Origin of the sequence: Amycolatopsis sp. NPDC049252, from assembly GCF_043197175.1 — a bacterium.
Lineage (GTDB): Bacteria > Actinomycetota > Actinomycetes > Mycobacteriales > Pseudonocardiaceae > Amycolatopsis.
The window spans coordinates 1-15,818 of the sequence record NZ_JBICSQ010000129.1; the positions used below are offsets into that span (position 1 = coordinate 1).

Sequence of the window (15,818 nt, forward strand, 5' to 3'; positions counted from 1 at the left end):
TGACCTCCGTGGGGGCCACGGGCTTGGGCGCGCTGACCACCGCGCCCGAGCCGGGGATCTACGAGGCCGGCCCGGTCCTCACCTTGTGCCCGGCTCCGCCGCGGGGCCGCGGGGGACGGGCCCCCCGGCGGCCGCTCGGCGCGTTCAACGTGCGAGACCGGCGCGCGTGATCAACGATCGAGACGTGAAGACACCGCAGCCCCACGTGCTCGTCCTGTTCGGAGCCACCGGTGACCTCGCGCGCCGGAAGCTGTTTCCCGGGCTGTTCCGCCTGTACACGGCGAAGATGCTGCCCGAAGGCTTCGCGATCGTCGGGTCCGGGCGGCACTCGCCGGGCACCGACGACGAGTTCCGCGACCGCATCGGTGACGCCCTGCGCGACACCCTCGGCGACGACTTCGACGAGAGTGCCTGGCGCGAGTTCGCCGGGCGCCTGTCCTTCCGCGTCTCCTCGGCCGACGACGGCGACGAGCTCGCCCGGCACGTCCGTGACCAGCGCGAACGCCTCGGCGACGACGCCCGGACCCTGCTCTACCTCTCGGTGCCGCCCGGCGCGATGACCGGGATGGTCGGCATGCTCGGCGAGACCGGGCTGGCCGACGACGCTCGCCTGGTGCTCGAGAAGCCCTTCGGCAGCGACCTCGAGTCGTCGCGCGAGCTGAACGCCGCCCTGCACGAGGTGTTCGCCGAGGAGCAGATCTTCCGGATCGACCACTTCCTCGGCAAGGAGGCGGTGCAGAACATCCTCGTGTTCCGCTTCGCCAACGGCCTGGTCGAGTCGCTCTGGAACCACGACCACATCGCCTACGTGCAGATCGACATCCCCGAGGAGATCGGCATCGAGGGCCGCGCCGCCTTCATGGAGTCGACCGGCACCTTCCGCGACATGGTCTCCACCCACCTGCTGCAGGTCCTCGGCTTCCTCGCGATGGAGCCGCCGCCCGAGATCAGCGCCGAGTGGCTGCGCGCCGAGAAGCACAAGCTCTACCGCAGCCTCCGGCCGCTCGATCCGGAGAAGGTCGTGTTCGGCCAGTACGAGGGCTACCGCGACGAAGAGGGTGTCGACGACGACTCCGACGTCGAGACGTTCGTCGCGCTGGAGGCCCGGATCGACAACTGGCGCTGGCAGGGTGTGCCGTTCTACCTGCGCACGGGCAAGGCGCTGGCCCAGACCCGCCGCACCGTGACCATCGGGCTGCAGGAGCCGCCGCTGGCGATGTTCACCGGCGGGGACGACCTCGGCGGCGGCAACGAACTCGTCTTCGAGCTCACCGAGCAGCCGCAGCTCACGCTGGAGCTGCGGGCGAAGCGGCCCGGCGCGGACCTGTCCGTCGGCAAGGCCGCGCTGACCCTCGACGTCGCCGGCGTCTTCGACGGCGTCGAGCCGCTGGAGGCCTACCAGAAGCTGCTGCTGGACGTCATGCGCGGCGACCACACGCTGTTCAGCAGCGCCGCGGAGATCGAACGGCTCTGGGAGGTCTGCGGGCCCGTCCTGGAGGCCCCGCCGAAGGTGCTGCCCTACGCGCGGGGCTCGTGGGGTCCCGAGGCGGCGCTGCGCCTGCCCGGCGAACGCGGCTGGCGGGTCCCCGAGTGACCTACCTGCCGATCGCCGAGCACGGCCTGGTCGGTGACCTGCGCACCGCCGCGCTCGTCGGCACCGACGGCCGGGTCAGCTGGTTCTGCGCGCCGCGGTTCGACTCGCCGAGCGTCTTCGGGGCACTCGTGGACGCCGGGACCGGCGGTGACTGGGAGCTCGCGCCGGTGTGCGAGGTCACCGCGCGCCACCAGTTCTACTTCCCGGACACGAACATCCTCATCACCCGGTTCCTCACCGAGGACGGCATCGTCGAGCTGCAGGACTTCATGCCGGTCCTGCGCCCGCACGACGACGAGCACCGGCAACGGCTGGTGCGGCGTGTGGTCAACATCCGCGGGCGCGTCCGGATGCGCACCCGGGTTCGGCCGCGCTTCGACTACGGCCGCGAAGCTCCCGACGTGTCCCAGCAGGACGGTCGCATCACCTTCCAGGGCAAGGAACTCCGGCTCCGCCTCGACTCGTCGGTCACCCTGGACACCAGCGGCGAAGACGCCTCGGCCGAGTTCGACGTCACCGCGGGCGACACCGACCTGTTCGTCCTCGAGGTGCTCGACGACGACACCGATCGGCCGCCGGCCGACGCGCAGGCGCTGTTCGACGCGACCGTGGGGTTCTGGCGCGACTGGCTCTCCCGCTCGTCCTACACCGGCCGGTGGCGCGAGATGGTGCACCGCTCGGCGCTGACGCTGAAGCTGCTCACCCACGAGCCGAGCGGCGCGATCGTCGCCGCGCCCACCCTCGGCCTGCCCGAGCGGATCGGCGGGGAACGCAACTGGGACTACCGGCACGTCTGGCTGCGCGACGCCGGGTTCTCGCTGTACGCGTTGCTGCGCCTGGGCTTCACCGACGAGGCCGAGGCGTTCGTCGGCTGGCTGACCGACCGCGTCTCCGACGACCGCGACGGCGACCTCGGCCCGTTGCGCGTCATGTACTCCATCGACGGCGACGCCGACCTGACCGAACAGGAGCTGGACCACCTCGAGGGCTACCGCGGCTCCCGCCCCGTGCGGATCGGCAACGGCGCGGCCGAGCAGCTGCAGCTGGACGTCTACGGCGAGGTCATCGACTCGATCTACCTGTTCGACAAGTACGGCAAGGGCATCTCGCACGCCAGCTGGGCGAGCCTGTGCACGATGCTGGACTGGCTGCTGGAGAACTGGGACCGGCCCGACCACGGGATCTGGGAAACCCGCTCGGGGCAGCGGAACCACACGTTCTCCCGGCTGATGAGCTGGGTCGCGGTGGAGCGGATGGTCCGGGTGGCGCGCCGCCGCGGCCTGCCCGCCGACCTGACGCGCTGGACGTCGGTGCGCGACGAGATCTACACGCGGATCCAGGAGGACGGCTGGAACGAGGAGATCGGCGCGTTCGTCCAGCACTGCGAGCCCGGGCCCGGCACGGCGCTCGACGCGTCGCTGCTGCTGATGCCGATGGTGAAGTTCTGCTCCCCCACCGACCCGCGGTTCCTGTCCACTGTGGAACGCATCGGCGAAGAGCTGGTACTGGACACGCTGGTGTTCCGCTACGACCCGGAGGAAGCGCCCGACGGCCTCGACGGTTCGGAGGGCACGTTCTCGCTCTGCTCGTTCTGGTGGGTGGAGGCGCTCACCCGCGCCGGCCGCACCGACGACGCCCGGCTGGCGCTGGAGAAGATGTTCACCTACGCCAACCACGTCGGGCTCTACGCCGAGCAGATCGGCCTCACCGGGGAGCAGCTGGGCAACTTCCCGCAGGCCTTCACCCACCTGTCGCTGATCAGCGCGGCCCTCAACCTCAATCGCGCGCTCGACGGCTAGTGCCGAGCATCCGAGGTTCGTCACCGAGGTCGGCGATGCGCCCCGCCCGCGTGGAATCGTCCGGCCGGGGACATGGCCGCGAGGTGTCGATGCCGAAGTGTCGACCTCGGCGGTGGCAGGCGATGCGCCCCACACCTCGGCCCGGCACCCTCAGGAGCCCTGCCGGTGACACGAAACCAGGGCAGCGCCGTTTCACCGGATCCGGCGGAATTCGGGCGACCGGCGGCGACCCGGCCACTACAGTGAGCCGATGGTTTCGGTCAAACAGGTCCAGGTCACCTTCGACTGCGCGGAACCCGAGCGGGTCGCCCGATTCTGGTGCGAGGTGCTGGGCTACGTCGTCCCGCCGCCACCGCCGGGGTTCGCCTCCTGGGAGGACTACGACCGCTCGCTGCCGCCCGAGCACCAGGGTGCGGCGTTCGCCTGCGTCGATCCCACGGGGGCCGGCCCGCGGCTGTTCTTCCAGCGCGTTCCCGAGGGCCGGGTCGTCAAGAACCGGGTGCACCTCGACGTCCGGGTCGGCACCGGGCTCGTGGGTGAAGAGCGCCTGGCCGCCCTGATGGCCGAGCGCGACCGCCTGATCGCCCTCGGCGCGGTCTGCGTGCAGGTCCTCTACGCCGACGAACACAACGAGTCGTGCATCCCGATGCAGGACATCGAGGGCAACGAGTTCTGCCTGGACTGAGTCCGGCTACCAGGGGTTGTTGAAACCGTCGCCGTCGTCGTCGGGGTCCGCCGCCCGGTGCCGGCGGCCGCGGCGCGGCTCCGCCGACGTCGGTGCCCCGGGCCCGGTCCCCGGCGTCGGGGCGAACGGGGACGCCGCGCCCGCGCCCGGCTCGCCCGCGAAGCCCTCCGGCTCGAAGCTCGGCGGGCCGCCGGCGTCGCGGACGCCCCAGCCGGACTTGGTCTTGCGGTTGGCCATCTCCCGCACGTGCTGGACGTACCGCTCGGCCGCCTGGACCTGCTTGGTCATGTACTCCTGGGACTTGGCCTTGATCTCCTCGCCCTGCTGCTCGCGCAGGGCCCGGCGTTCGGCCTGCTCGCGGACGAGGCCGTCGAGGCCGGCCTTCATGCCCGCCATGTCGTCGCTCATGCGTCCTCCTCAGCCCGGGCTCACCACCGGCGGGGGGCCGGTGGCTCCTCGTCGTCCAGCGACCCGACGATCCGCCCGGTCGGCTCGGCCATCGGCTCGAAGACCGCGCCCTCGATCCGGTACGCGCGGTTCGACCGCTCCTGGTCCCCGCCGCCCTGGCCACCGCCGGCACCCATGCCGCCCATCGGCATGCCCCCGCCCATCGACGGTCCGGCCTGGCCGTTCGCGCCGACCGAAGCCATGGGCGCGAACGCGGGCGCCGCCGTCTGCGACGGCCCGGCGCCGACGCCACTGTGGACGCCCTCGGACAGCGACGGCGTCTCGCCGAGCGAGCCCGACACCGCGCCGACTCCACCACCACCGCCGCCGCCGAGACCGGCCGCGGACAGCGCGTGGGCACCGCCTCCGCCGCCACCCGGCGCGCCGGCCCCGTCGAGGGTCCCGCTGTGCTTGGGCAGGTCGTCGACCTTCGTGCCGGGGGTGTCCCCCAGGGCGTGCGACGCCGTGTCGCCCCGGGTCTCGCCGCTGAGCGCGTCGTCGAGGTGCTTCTTGGTGGTGTCGTCCAAGCCGGGCGACGTGCCGTCCTCGCCGAGGGTGTAGGTCGTCGGCTTGCCGGTGCCGTCGTCGACGGTCACGACCGTCGGCCCGTCCGCGCCGTCGGGCCGTTCGGCGGTGATCTTGACGTCGCCGTCCTGGATGTGGATCTTGCCGTCGGCGCCGGGGTGGTAGACGCCGTCGGCGTCCGGCTTCCCCGGGTCGTCCGAACCCGCGACGCCGAGGTCGGTCTTGGCGGTGTCCCCGTCGGGCCAGTCGAGCTTGAAGTCCTTCGCCGGGCCGTCGCCTTCGCCGACCTTGATGTCCATCTTGCCGTCGGAGTCCGGCTCGGTCATCTCGAAGGTCTTGTCACCCTGCTTGACCTTGAGGTGGTCGAGGTTCTCGTCGCCGTCGGGCTTGCCGTCGCCGTCCAGGTCGGCCTTGCCGTCCTTGCCGGTGTCGGACTTGCCGTCGTCGAGCAGGCCGTCGCCGTTCTGGTCGGTCTTGATGCCGTCGCCGCCGAGCTTGTCCAGCGCGTCGGACGCCTGCTTCTTGGCGTCTTCCGCGGCCTTCTCGGCGGCTGCCTTGCCGTCCGCGGCCGGGTCCGCGCCGGACCCGGAATCCGAGCCCGAGCCCGATCCCGCGGTGTCGCCGAGGCCGCTGCCGCCACTGCCACTGCCACTGCCACTGCCGCCGAGGCCGCCCGCGCCGGAACCGTCGTCGGTCTTGATGCCCTCGCCGCTGAACTGGCTCAGCGCGTCGGCGGCCTTCTTCTTCGCCGCTTCCGCCGCCGCGGCGGCCGCGTCCTGACCGCCGCCGGCTCCCGAACCGGCCCCGGAACCGGACGGCGACGTGTCGCCGCCGAGGCCGCTCCCCCCGCTGCCGCTTCCGCCGCCGCCGATGTCACCACCGCCGCCGAGGCCGCCCGCGCCGGCACCGGAGTCGGTCTTGATGCCTTCACCGCTGAACTGGCTCAAGGCGTCGGCGGCCTTCTTCTTGGCGGCTTCCGCCGCCGCGGCCGCGGCGGCCTGACCGTCCGAAGAAGACGAAGGCGGCGCCGAGGACGACGGCGTCGTGTCGCCGCCACCGCCCGAACCCCCGCCACCGGACACGTCCGGAATGGACGGCATCGGCCCGCCACCACCGGCGCCCGAGCCGGACCCGGAGCCACCGCCCGTGCCCGCACCGGAACCACCGGAGACGTCCGGGATGGGCGGCACGCTGCCGCCGCCACCGGAACCGGAGCCCGAACCGTCACCGCCGCCCGAGCCCCCGCCGGAAGCACCGGACGGCGTGTCGAAGTCCGGGATCGGCGGCACGTTGCCGCCACCGCCACCCGACCCCGAGCCGCCGGAACCCGAACCGGACCCCGAACCACTGCCGGAACCGGACCCGCCGGAACCCGAACCGGAACCGGAACCGCCGGAGCCGGAACCTCCGGCACCGGAGCCGTCACCGCCACCCGAGCCGCCGCTGCCCGAACCCGAGCCGCCGCCGTAACCGCCGTTGCCCGAACCCGAACCACTGCCGGAGCCACCGGTGCCCGAGCCCGAACCACTGCCGGAGCCACCGGAACCCGAACCCGAACCACTGCCGGACCCGGAGCCGGAGCCGCCACCGGAGCCGCCGGTGCCGGAACCCGAGCCGCCGGGCGGGGTCGCGGCCTCGAACTCGTTCTTGACCTTGCCCATGACCTTGTCGAGCTCGTCGTAGGCCTGGTCGACGAGGTCCTTGGTGTCCTTGCAGGTCTTGGCGAAGCCCTGGTAGAGCCGGTCCCACATGTCGGGGTTGAACTGGTTCTGGATCCACTGCTTGGCCAGGTCCTGGCCGTGCTTCTTGATCTCGTCGCCGTCGCAGCAGCCCTGGTCGTTGAGCGTCTTGACCAGGTTGGTGCCGAAGTTGGCGTCCATCCAGCCCGCGATCTGGGCCAGGTCCTTCTCGTTGCCGTGCTCGCCGCTGGCGACCGCGATGACCTTCTGCGCCATCGTGTAGTCGGCCTTGCCGACCAGGTCGGTGTACATCCCGATGACCGCGTCGGCCTTGCCCTTGCACAGCTGGAAGACCGTGGTGGCGGTGCTGAGCGTCGCCTCGCTCGCGTTGCCGAGGGTCTGGGACAGCTTGTTCGCCTTGGGCAGGATCTTGTCGTTGTAGTTGTCCGACGACGCGTCGGCGCCGGCGCCGGTCCAGCTCTTGTACAGGCTGGACAGCTCGGTGCCGGTGTTCTCCACCGTCTTGTCCACTGTGGTCGAGCCGGTCTTGAAGTGGGCGGCGTCCTCGACGAAGTTCTGGAAGCTGATACCGCGCTGCTCGTCGAACGGCTTGCGGATGTCCTTGTCCAGGTCGAGCGCGCGGGTGTTGCCGCGGCAGTCGTCCGGGATCTTCGCCAGGAGCGACCCGAACGTCTCGAACAGCTTGAGCGCGGGCGCGGCGGCGTCGAAGATCTCGTCGGACGTCTTCGTGCCGGTGCTGCCGGCGCTGCCCGAGTCGTCCGCGGCCGGGGGCTTGGTGTCGTCGAGCTTCTTCTTGCCGTCGTCGACGGCCTTCTTCTCCTGGTCCTCGTTGTAACTGGCCTGGTCGCCCGCCTTCTTGGCGGTGTCGTAGGCCTCGTCGAGCGGGACGCCGGCGAAGAGCGGGTTCGCGTTGTAGGCGGTGGCGAGCTTCTCGGCTTCCTGCCGCTTCGCCTTGATGTCGTCCGGTTCCTGGTCGGCCAGGAACGGCGGGGGCGGCGGGTTGTCGCGCATCCAGCTGCTGATCAGCACGGTCTTCGTCTGGGCGGGCACGCTCGGGTCGTCGAGCACCGCCTTGACCTCGGTCCAGGTCTTGGCCATTACAGATCAGCCCCCGCGGTGGTGATCGCGCCGGACTGGTTTTCCTCGTTCGCGCCGTAGGTGCTGCCGGCGGTGCCGAGGTTGGTGCCGAACGAGCCCAGCGTGCTGCTGTAGCCGCTGACCGCGGCCCAGAGCGCCTGCACGCCGGCGGTGTACTTCGCCGCGTGGTCACCGTGGGCCTGCCCGAAACCCGCCGCGTCGACGGGTGTGCTCGACAGGTCCGGGTTGTCGTCCAGCAGCTGTTCCGCAAGCTGGCCGATGTTCTTGGACGCCGACGACAACGCTTCGGTTGTCGCCGTGTACCCCCCGCTCATTTCAGAGCCTCTCGTCAGATCCGCCGGTCACGCCCGCGAGCGCTTCCTCTAGCACTTCGGCCACCGAACCCACGTCGGTGAACCGGTCGAGCTGGTCCAGGTCGATCGTCACCCGGAAGTAGACCTCCAGCGCCGCCAGCAGCTTGATCCGGCCCTTGGAGTCGATGCCCAGCTCCTCGAGGGGAGCGTCGGGCTCGACGCCGGCGGGGTCGAGCATGAAGGTCTCGCTGACGACCTTCGTGACCTCGGCGCGGTGATCACCCACGAGAATCACCATAACGCGCCTTGGCGGCCGAACGGGCGACCTTGCCACTGGATGTGCGCGGAAGTCCGCCGGAAGGGACCAGACGTACCGAACGCAGCGTGAGGTCGTGTTCGCGCGAGACGGCCCGGAGCACGGCCCTGGTGACCTCCTTGACGTCCGCTTCGGCGTCCCGCGCCCACTCGGCGACCACCACGGCGCCCTCGCCGTCGTGGTCGGTCACGCCGAACGCGGCGACGCGGTCCCGGCGGACCTCGGGGTGCGCCTCACCCGCCGCCGCTTCGATGTCCTGCGGGTGGAAGTTGCGGCCGTCGACGACGATGAGGTCCTTGATCCGGCCGGTGATGTAGAGCTCACCGCGGTGCACGACACCCAGGTCGCCGGTGCGCAGCCAGCCGCGGAGGCCGTCGAGCGTGGCACCGAACGCGGTGCCGTCACCCCGGCCCCAGTACCCGGTCGCGACGTTCGGGCCGTGCAGCCAGATCTCGCCGACCTCGCCGTCGGGCCGCTCGAGCCCGTCGCGGACGATCCGCACCCGCTGCCCGACGGGACGCCCGACCGAGACGAGTTCCTGCCCGCCTGTCACTTCCACGGCCCGGCCCTGCGCGAGCGCGTCCCGGTCGAACACCGCGCCCCGCGGCCCTTCGGGGCCCGCGCTCGCTACGTAGACGGTGGCTTCGGCCAGGCCGTAGGACGGGCAGTGGGCCTCGCGGCGGAACCCGCGCGGGCCGAAGACCTCCTGGAACCGCTCGACCGTGCGGGGCCGGATCGGCTCGCTGCCGTTGAGGGCGACCCGGACGCCGGACAGGTCGAGATCGTCACCCGCCTCGGCGGCCGCGTCGGCGGCGAGGTCGAAGGCGAAGTTCGGGGCGGCGGTGAACACCGCGGGGTGGTCGTGCAGCTGGCGCAGCCACCGCTGCGGCCGGTGCACGAACTCGGCGGGGGCCATGAACACCGAGCGGCCGCCGGCGAAGACCGGCAGGCACAGCAGCTGGATCAGGCCCATGTCGTGGAAGAACGGGATCCAGCCGGCGCAGGTGGTGCCCTCGTCGACGGCGTAGGCCCGGCTGCCCTGCCAGCACGCCGCGACGATCGCCCGGTGCGGGATCACCGCGCCGGCGGGCTCCCGCGTCGAGCCGGACGTGTACTGGAGGTAGGCGGGGGTTTCCGGGCCGACCGGCACCGGGTCGGCCCCCGGCCCGGTCACCTCGTCGACCAGCACGAGGTGGTCGTGGTCGCCGGCTTCGCGCACCCGCTCGGCCGCGGCCGAGGACGTCAGCCACACGCGGGCCCCGCAGTCGGCCAGCACGCCGGTGAGCCGCTCCCGCTGCCCGCGGCTCGACGGCGCCATCAGCGGCACGGCGACCAGGCCGGCGGCGAGCGCGGCGAAGAACGCGAGCGGGTAGTTCAGGTCCTGCCCCACGAGCACGGCGACGCGCTCCCCCGGCTCGGCGACCCGGCGCAGCTCGCCGGTCACCACGCGGACCCGGGCGGCGAACCCGGCCCACGTCAGCGTGTGTTCCGCACCGGCGCTGTGGTCCTGGTGGGTGAACAGCGGGCGGTCTTCGGCCGCGCGGGCGAAGAGGCACTCGACGATCGAGGTGCGCAGCACCTCTTCGGGCACGTTCACCGGCGGCGCGGGTGGACGGGACGCATGCGGGCAACCTACCGCGCGCCGTCGCCGGGCTAGGCTCGGGTCGTGGCGCGGACGTTCCGGTTGGCGGTGGCCCAGAGCGAAATCGTCGAAGATCCGGCCGACGTCGCCGCCCTGCGCGCGTCGGGTACCCGGCTGCGCGAGCTGATGACCGAAGCGCGGGACGCGGGCGCCCGGCTGGTGCAGTTCCCCGAAGGCGCGATCACCTACCCGCACAAGCGCGTGCTGTCGGTGCACGGCCCGGAACGGGTCGGCCCGGCCGACTGGACGCGCGCGGCGTGGCCGGTGCTACGTGCGGAGGCCGAGGCGATCGCCGACCTGGCCGGCCGGCTGGGCATCTGGGTCGCGTTCGGCTCGATCCACCCGCTGAGCGGCACGAACCGCCCGCACAACAGCCTGTACGTCGTGTCGGACACCGGAAAGCTGGTCGGCCGGTACGACAAGCGGTTCCTGTCGAACACCGAGCTGCGGTACCTGTACACGCCCGGGACCGAGCCGCTGGTGGTCGAGATCGACGGGTTCCGCTTCGGCTGCGCCCTGTGCATCGAGGTCAACTTCCCCGAGCTGTTCGCCGAGTACGAGCGCCTCGACGTCGACTGCGTCCTGGTGTCGGTGATGGTGGACGACGCGCCCCGGGCGACGGTCGCGCAGGCGTACGGGACGCTCTACAGCTACTGGCTCGGCTATTCGGTACCCGCCCAGTTCGCGGCGACGGTGCCGTCCGGGATCGTCGCGCCCGGGGGCCGGTGGATCGCGCGGGCGCCTCGGCGCGCGGAACCGGCGCTGGCCATCGCGGACCTCGAGGTGTCGGACGGGGAGATCGCCACGGCGGTCCGGCTGGCGCGGCCCTGGCGCCGCACCGCACAGGCCGGCCTCTACGACGATCACGTCGTCGTGGACGACCCGCGAAGCGACGACCGCGGCTCCTTCTGAGCGAGGCCAGGCTGAAAGCGCCCGCCTCGGTCTGCCGGACAGCTCACCCCACGGTGAGACCGCAGCCGCCACCACCCGCGAAGCGACGACCGCGACTCCTTCCGCGCAAGACCCGACGGGAACGTCTCGCCTCGGCCTGACCCGCCTGAACCCGGCGGGACAACTCACCTTTTCGGCGACCCCGCGCCCGCTGCTGCCACCGGGATCCGCCGCGCCGACACGGGCGCCGCATCGGTCTGCCCCGCCGTGAGGGGCACCCTCATGGCTCAAGTCCCTGAGGGTGCCCCTCACGACCGGCGAACGATCCGCGAAGCGAAACCCGCAACTCCTTCCGGCCGGCCACGCACAGCTCCCGCCGATCCGCGGCACGAGGAAATCGAACGCGTCGAATGCCGTGGCGGTCACATCACTCCGCGTGTTCGCCGCGCCCCGCCCGAGTAATCACTCGGACGTGTCACTGGGCCTGGTGAACCGCCCCGAATGCCGCAACGGGCGCTACTCGCCGTCGATCATCGGGGAAATGCGCGGTGCCGAAGTGGCCACTTCGAGTTGTTTGATTTCCCGAAGATCACGTTTCGCGAACTCGGGTGAGCGCCGCGAAACTCGGCTTCCTTGGCAGCAAGCGCGATTTTGATAGCGTGGCCGAGCTTTCCTCCGCGGACCGAGTCACGCTCGGCCCGCCGTCGCCGCACGTTTTCGCGGCCCATTTCCTTGAAAGGACCTCGTACATGCGCACAACCATGCTCCGAGCCGGGAGCCTGGCCGGCCTGACCGCCGTCGTCCTGGCCACGAGCACGACCGGTGCCGCCGCGGCGGACGACACCGTCACCGGCTCCGCTTTCGGGGCCTCCGCCGAGGTTTCCCTGCTCCCCGGCGTGCTCAAGGACCTGGCCGGTGGCAAGGGGATCACCGTCGAGACCGGCAAGCTGGCCGCCTCGAGCAGCGCCGGCCCGACCTCCGCGAACGTGGCCGACGTCCCGCTGAAGGGGCTCGTCACCGCCAAGGCGATCTCCAGCTCCGTCGTCTCCGACAGCACTTCCGTCGCGAGCAAGGCGAGCATCGTCGAAGCGACGCTCCCGGTGCTGGCCGCGGTCGCCGGCCGGACGCCGACGGCGCGCCTGATCAGCGCCCGCTGCGGGTCCGCCGACGGCAAGGTCGTCGGCAGCAGCGACCTGGCCGGGGTCAACCTCGGCCGACTCGGCACGATCCCCGCGGCGGCCGCGCCCAACACGCGTCTCGGTGTCCCCGGCGTGGTCGAGGTGATCGTCAACGAGCAGAACCAGCGCTTCGACGGCAGCCTCGACGTGACCGCGCTGCACGTCAAGCTGCTCGGCGGCGACGTCACGGGCGCGGTCGGCAGCGGGGACATCAAGCTCTCCTCCGTGACCTGCGGCCCCGCCAAGGAGCACGCGCCGCAGGCCCCGCCGCGTCCGCAGGCCCCCGGCCAGGTGACCGTCGTCCCCGCCGGTGCCCCGCAGACCGGTGACGGCAGCCTCGCCGCCGAGGGCTGAGCCGATGCGCCGCGCGTTTCTCTTCGTCCTCACCGCGCTGCTGCTCGCCGGGTGCGGCGGGACCACCCCGCCCGCCGCGAACCCGGCGCCCGCACCCGCCGCCGCGGCCGCCGCCCCCGCGGGCCTGGCGCGGTCGTTGCCCACCGCGATCGACGTCCCGGCCATCGCCGCGCAGTCGTCGCTGGTGTCGCTCGGGCTCAACGCCGACAAGACCGTCGAGGTCCCGCCGGTGGACCAGCCGCTGCAGGCCGGGTGGTACGAGTACGGCCCGACCCCCGGCGAGGTCGGCCCGGCCGTGATCCTCGGCCACATCGACGGTGACCACCGGAAGGGCATCTTCTGGCGGCTGCACGAGCTGAAGGCGGGCGACCAGGTGCACGTCGACCGCGCCGACGGCGGCAAGCTGACGTTCACCGTCACGAAGGTCGCCCAGATCGCGAAGAAGGAGTTCCCGACGGAAGCCGTGTACGGGAACACGAACGAGCCGGAACTGCGGCTGATCACCTGTGGTGGCAAGTACGACGCGGCGAGCCGCAACTACCTCGACAACGTGATCGTCTACGCGAAACTGGTGCGGTGACCCACCGGTCGTGGGTGTTCGGCCGGGTTCCAACCCGACCGGACACTCACGACCATGCGGGACGGGACGAGCCGCGCGGCACCAGGACCGTGCGGTAACGGCCCGGGGTCGCGGACATCCGGACCTGGTCGGTGACGCCCTGGTAGCGGCCGAGCGGGGTGTCCGCGGTGAAGGTCTCCGGGTCGAAGTAGGCGTGCGCCTCGCCGCGGCCGGCCGTCTCGAGCGCGTAGGCCTTGTCGAACACGCCCATGCTCAGGATCCACAGCGCGGCGCGGGTGAGCGAGACGTGCACGCGGTAGCTGCCGCCCTCGGTCGCCCGCCGGGTCAGGGCCTCGACGATCCCCGCGGCCATCAGCCACGAGACGATGTAATCGTTGACGACGAGGATCGGCGGCAGCGCCGGGGTTTCGCCGTCCCCCTCCAGGTGCATCATGCCGGTGAGGCTGCCGGCGGTCTGGTCGAACCCGATCCGGCCGGCCCACGGCCCGTGCTCGCCGTTGAGGGACGCCGTCGCGTACACGATCCCCGGCCGGGTCTCCGCGGCCTGCTCCGCGGTCAGCCCGATGCGGGCGAGATAACCGGGCCTTCGGTTGGCGTAGAAGACATCCGCGGTGCTCAGCAGCTCCCGGATCCGCTGAGCGCCGCCTTCGTGGTACGGGTTCACGACGGCCGACCGGGTGCCGACGTTGGCCGTCACGTAGGTGACGTCGTGCTCGAGCTCGCCCGGACGCCACAGGTTGAGGACGTCGGCGCCGTGCAGGGCGAGCGCGCGCCCGGCGCCCGCGCCGGCGATCACGTGGCCCATGCCCAGCGCGCGGACGCCGGACAGCGGGTCGGCGGCACCCGGGGGCAGCGGCACCGGGTCGCTGTCGGCGATCTTGGTGATCTCGATCAGCGGCAGGCCGGCCAGGACCTCGCGGTAGTGCGGCTCGGCGAGCAGCTCGGTGGTGGTGCGCAGCATCGGCAGCACGGTCCCGGCCGCCACGGCGGCTTCTTCGAGCTCGATGCCCTTCCAGCCGGCGACGGCGGCCGCCACCCGGTCCGGGTCCTCGGGCACGTCGAGCAGCCGCTGCGCGGCGATCTTGATCTTCGGGTACGGGTTGAGCGGCATCACCCAGCGGTCGTCGGCGGTGCGGTAGAACCGGAACCCCAGCGCCTGGCTCGGGTTGGCCGCCGCGCTCTGCGGGAAACCGTTGACCAGCTCCCACTTCCGGTCGTAGAACGGGCACAGCCGGTGCGGCGCGACCCGCAGATCGACGCCGATGTCCTGGCCCTCCCCGCCGCGCAGCCGCCAGAGCTTCGCCACGGCCGCCGACTTCGCGGCCAGCGCGATCGCCGACGCGCCGCCGAGGCGCAGCGTGCTCGGCACGACCGGGTCGGCGCCGTCGAAGGTGATCGTGCCGCCGGTGTCGGCGGGACTCATCCCGATGCCGGCCAGAAGGTCGGCGAGCTCGGCGTGCGGGTCGAAGGCGTCGCCCGTCGCCGGGTGGGCGATCGCGTGCTCGACCCGTTCGGTGAGCGTCATCGGTGGTCCTCCCCCTTCAGGAGTTCGTCGGGTACGGCGACGAGCCGGGCGCGCAGGTACTCCCCCACCGCCTTGCCGACCTGGTCGACGCGCAGGTTCGACGAGCCGCCGGTGCCGAGCAGCCCGCGCAGGACGAAGTGCACGGCCCGCAGGTGCGGGAACTCGTGCCGGACGATCTCGAGGTCCGCGGTCTCCGGCAGCAGCTGGCGGAGCCCGGCGGTGCTCAGCGTGCACCGCAGCCACGGCCAGGCCGCGGGGTCGGACGTCCAGACGCCGACGTTGCAGTTGCCGCCCTTGTCACCGCTGCGGGCGTGCGCGACGGTGCCCAGCGGCACGAGCCGGGTTCCGGCCGGTTCGCCGGCGGGTTCCGGGTGCGCCGGCTGGTCCACAATGGACGTCCGTGGCGGTGACGGCACGTCTTGTGCTTGCCCGTCACCGAAAACCACGCGGTGCGGCACGACGTCGGCGGCCAGCACGGCGGGCCAGTAGTCGATCCGGGGCCGCGGCCGGACCGCCAGCTCACCGCCGCCGTCGTGGAAGAACCCCGGGAAACTCTGCAGGTACAGGCCGCCGATCCGGGTCGAGAGCCCGAAGCGCTCCAACGTTTCCCGGTCGCGGGCGGTCGCCATGATCCGCACCGCGGCGGTCGCGTCCCACTGGCTGCCGGGATCCTCGGCCGGGACGCCGATCCGCGTGACGTCCAGCTCGACGCCGTCCGGGCGGTCGCGGCCGAGTTGCTCGCGCAGCAGCGCAACCTTCGCGTCGACGTCGAGACCGGTGACGTAGACGGTGTTGACGACGCTGTACCCGATCTGCCCGAACACCGCGACCTTCGTCGTCGGGGGCGGCGGTGACCCGGCCGCGCCGGCGATCGCGACCCGGTCGGGGCCGGCCGGGCTCAGGAGGACGTCGTCGAGGTGGACGGTGACGTCGGGATTGAGGTACCGGGGGCCCTGGATCTCGTAGACGAGCTGGGCGGTGACGGTGTCGACGGTGACCGTGCCGCCGTCGCGGCCGTGCTTGGTGATCACGCAGCCGCCGTCCGCGGCGATCTCGGCGATCGGGAACCCGGGCCGGGCCATGCCGGGAACGCCGGTGAAGCCGGAGAAGTTGCCGCCGACGGCCTGCGGGCCGCATTCGACGACGTGCCCGGCGACGACGGCGCCGGCGAGCCGGTCCCAGTCCCCCGGG

At 72.2% G+C, this 15,818-nt stretch carries 13 protein-coding genes; 6 read left to right on the forward strand and 7 right to left on the reverse strand.

Annotation, left to right across the window (positions count from 1 at the left end; genetic code table 11):
• Positions 1–184 precede the first annotated feature (184 nt).
• The 3 genes from zwf (at position 185) to ACGFMK_RS46520 (ending at position 4,078) form a co-directional block, all read left to right on the forward strand.
• The gene (gene zwf, locus ACGFMK_RS46510) at positions 185–1,594 is read left to right on the forward strand and encodes a glucose-6-phosphate dehydrogenase (RefSeq protein ID WP_392777684.1); all 1,410 of its coding nucleotides are present in this window, start codon (positions 185–187) and stop codon (positions 1,592–1,594) included.
• Positions 1,591–3,393 carry a glycoside hydrolase family 15 protein gene (locus ACGFMK_RS46515; protein WP_392777687.1) on the forward strand — a complete coding sequence of 601 codons (1,803 nt, stop codon included), beginning with the start codon at positions 1,591–1,593 and terminating at the stop codon, positions 3,391–3,393. Before zwf ends, ACGFMK_RS46515 begins: the two co-directional genes overlap by 4 nt.
• Before the next feature lie 250 nt (positions 3,394–3,643).
• The gene (locus ACGFMK_RS46520) at positions 3,644–4,078 is read left to right on the forward strand and encodes a VOC family protein (protein ID WP_392777690.1); all 435 of its coding nucleotides are present in this window, start codon (positions 3,644–3,646) and stop codon (positions 4,076–4,078) included.
• Between the two features lie 6 nt (positions 4,079–4,084).
• Here the strand turns inward: ACGFMK_RS46520 and ACGFMK_RS46525 are convergent, their stop codons facing one another.
• The 5 genes from ACGFMK_RS46525 to ACGFMK_RS46545 are packed head-to-tail and all read right to left on the reverse strand — an operon-like array spanning position 4,085 to position 10,054.
• A complete protein-coding gene (locus tag ACGFMK_RS46525; RefSeq protein ID WP_392777691.1) occupies positions 4,085–4,486 on the reverse strand; it encodes a hypothetical protein in 402 nt (133 codons plus the stop codon).
• Positions 4,487–4,506: 20 nt separating this feature from the next.
• Positions 4,507–7,848, reverse strand: coding sequence for a hypothetical protein (locus ACGFMK_RS46530; RefSeq protein WP_392777693.1), 3,342 nt, complete (start codon positions 7,846–7,848; stop codon positions 4,507–4,509).
• Positions 7,848–8,162, reverse strand: coding sequence for a hypothetical protein (locus ACGFMK_RS46535; RefSeq protein WP_392777696.1), 315 nt, complete (start codon positions 8,160–8,162; stop codon positions 7,848–7,850). The genes ACGFMK_RS46530 and ACGFMK_RS46535 overlap by 1 nt, the downstream gene beginning before the upstream one ends.
• A gap of 1 nt (position 8,163) precedes the next feature.
• Positions 8,164–8,427: an acyl carrier protein gene (locus ACGFMK_RS46540; protein WP_392777699.1), complete on the reverse strand. Its 264-nt coding sequence runs from the start codon at positions 8,425–8,427 to the stop codon at positions 8,164–8,166.
• A complete protein-coding gene (locus tag ACGFMK_RS46545) occupies positions 8,420–10,054 on the reverse strand; it encodes a fatty acyl-AMP ligase (RefSeq protein WP_392777701.1) in 1,635 nt (544 codons plus the stop codon). Before ACGFMK_RS46545 ends, ACGFMK_RS46540 begins: the two co-directional genes overlap by 8 nt.
• A gap of 69 nt (positions 10,055–10,123) precedes the next feature.
• On the opposite strand from ACGFMK_RS46545, the gene ACGFMK_RS46550 reads away from it, so the two are divergent.
• The 3 genes from ACGFMK_RS46550 (at position 10,124) to ACGFMK_RS46560 (ending at position 13,102) form a co-directional block, all read left to right on the forward strand.
• The gene (locus ACGFMK_RS46550) at positions 10,124–11,011 is read left to right on the forward strand and encodes a carbon-nitrogen hydrolase family protein (RefSeq protein ID WP_392777704.1); all 888 of its coding nucleotides are present in this window, start codon (positions 10,124–10,126) and stop codon (positions 11,009–11,011) included.
• A gap of 728 nt (positions 11,012–11,739) precedes the next feature.
• Positions 11,740–12,522 carry a choice-of-anchor P family protein gene (locus tag ACGFMK_RS46555; protein ID WP_392777707.1) on the forward strand — a complete coding sequence of 261 codons (783 nt, stop codon included), beginning with the start codon at positions 11,740–11,742 and terminating at the stop codon, positions 12,520–12,522.
• 4 nt (positions 12,523–12,526) lie between these two features.
• On the forward strand, positions 12,527–13,102 hold the full coding sequence (locus ACGFMK_RS46560) for a class F sortase (RefSeq protein WP_392777710.1): 576 nt from the start codon (positions 12,527–12,529) through the stop codon (positions 13,100–13,102).
• 46 nt (positions 13,103–13,148) lie between these two features.
• Here the strand turns inward: ACGFMK_RS46560 and ACGFMK_RS46565 are convergent, their stop codons facing one another.
• Together ACGFMK_RS46565 and ACGFMK_RS46570 are read right to left on the reverse strand one after the other, a co-directional pair.
• Positions 13,149–14,627 (reverse strand): CoA transferase, encoded by a 1,479-nt coding sequence (locus tag ACGFMK_RS46565; RefSeq protein ID WP_392777712.1) that lies wholly within the window; start codon positions 14,625–14,627, stop codon positions 13,149–13,151.
• Positions 14,624–15,818: acyclic terpene utilization AtuA family protein (locus ACGFMK_RS46570; RefSeq protein WP_392777715.1), on the reverse strand; the 1,195-nt coding region annotated here is incomplete at its 5' end. The genes ACGFMK_RS46570 and ACGFMK_RS46565, both read right to left, overlap by 4 nt.

Bases quoted from the DNA above. Each gene is read 5' to 3' on its own strand.
- ACGFMK_RS46520 (WP_392777690.1), top strand. From the start codon at position 3,644: ATGGTTTCGGTCAAACAGGTCCAGGTCACCTTCGACTGCGCGGAACCC.
- ACGFMK_RS46525 (WP_392777691.1), bottom strand. From the start codon at position 4,486: ATGAGCGACGACATGGCGGGCATGAAGGCCGGCCTCGACGGCCTCGTC.
- ACGFMK_RS46530 (WP_392777693.1), bottom strand. From the start codon at position 7,848: ATGGCCAAGACCTGGACCGAGGTCAAGGCGGTGCTCGACGACCCGAGC.
- ACGFMK_RS46535 (WP_392777696.1), bottom strand. From the start codon at position 8,162: ATGAGCGGGGGGTACACGGCGACAACCGAAGCGTTGTCGTCGGCGTCC.
- ACGFMK_RS46555 (WP_392777707.1), top strand. From the start codon at position 11,740: ATGCGCACAACCATGCTCCGAGCCGGGAGCCTGGCCGGCCTGACCGCC.
- ACGFMK_RS46560 (WP_392777710.1), top strand. From the start codon at position 12,527: ATGCGCCGCGCGTTTCTCTTCGTCCTCACCGCGCTGCTGCTCGCCGGG.
- ACGFMK_RS46565 (WP_392777712.1), bottom strand. From the start codon at position 14,627: ATGACGCTCACCGAACGGGTCGAGCACGCGATCGCCCACCCGGCGACG.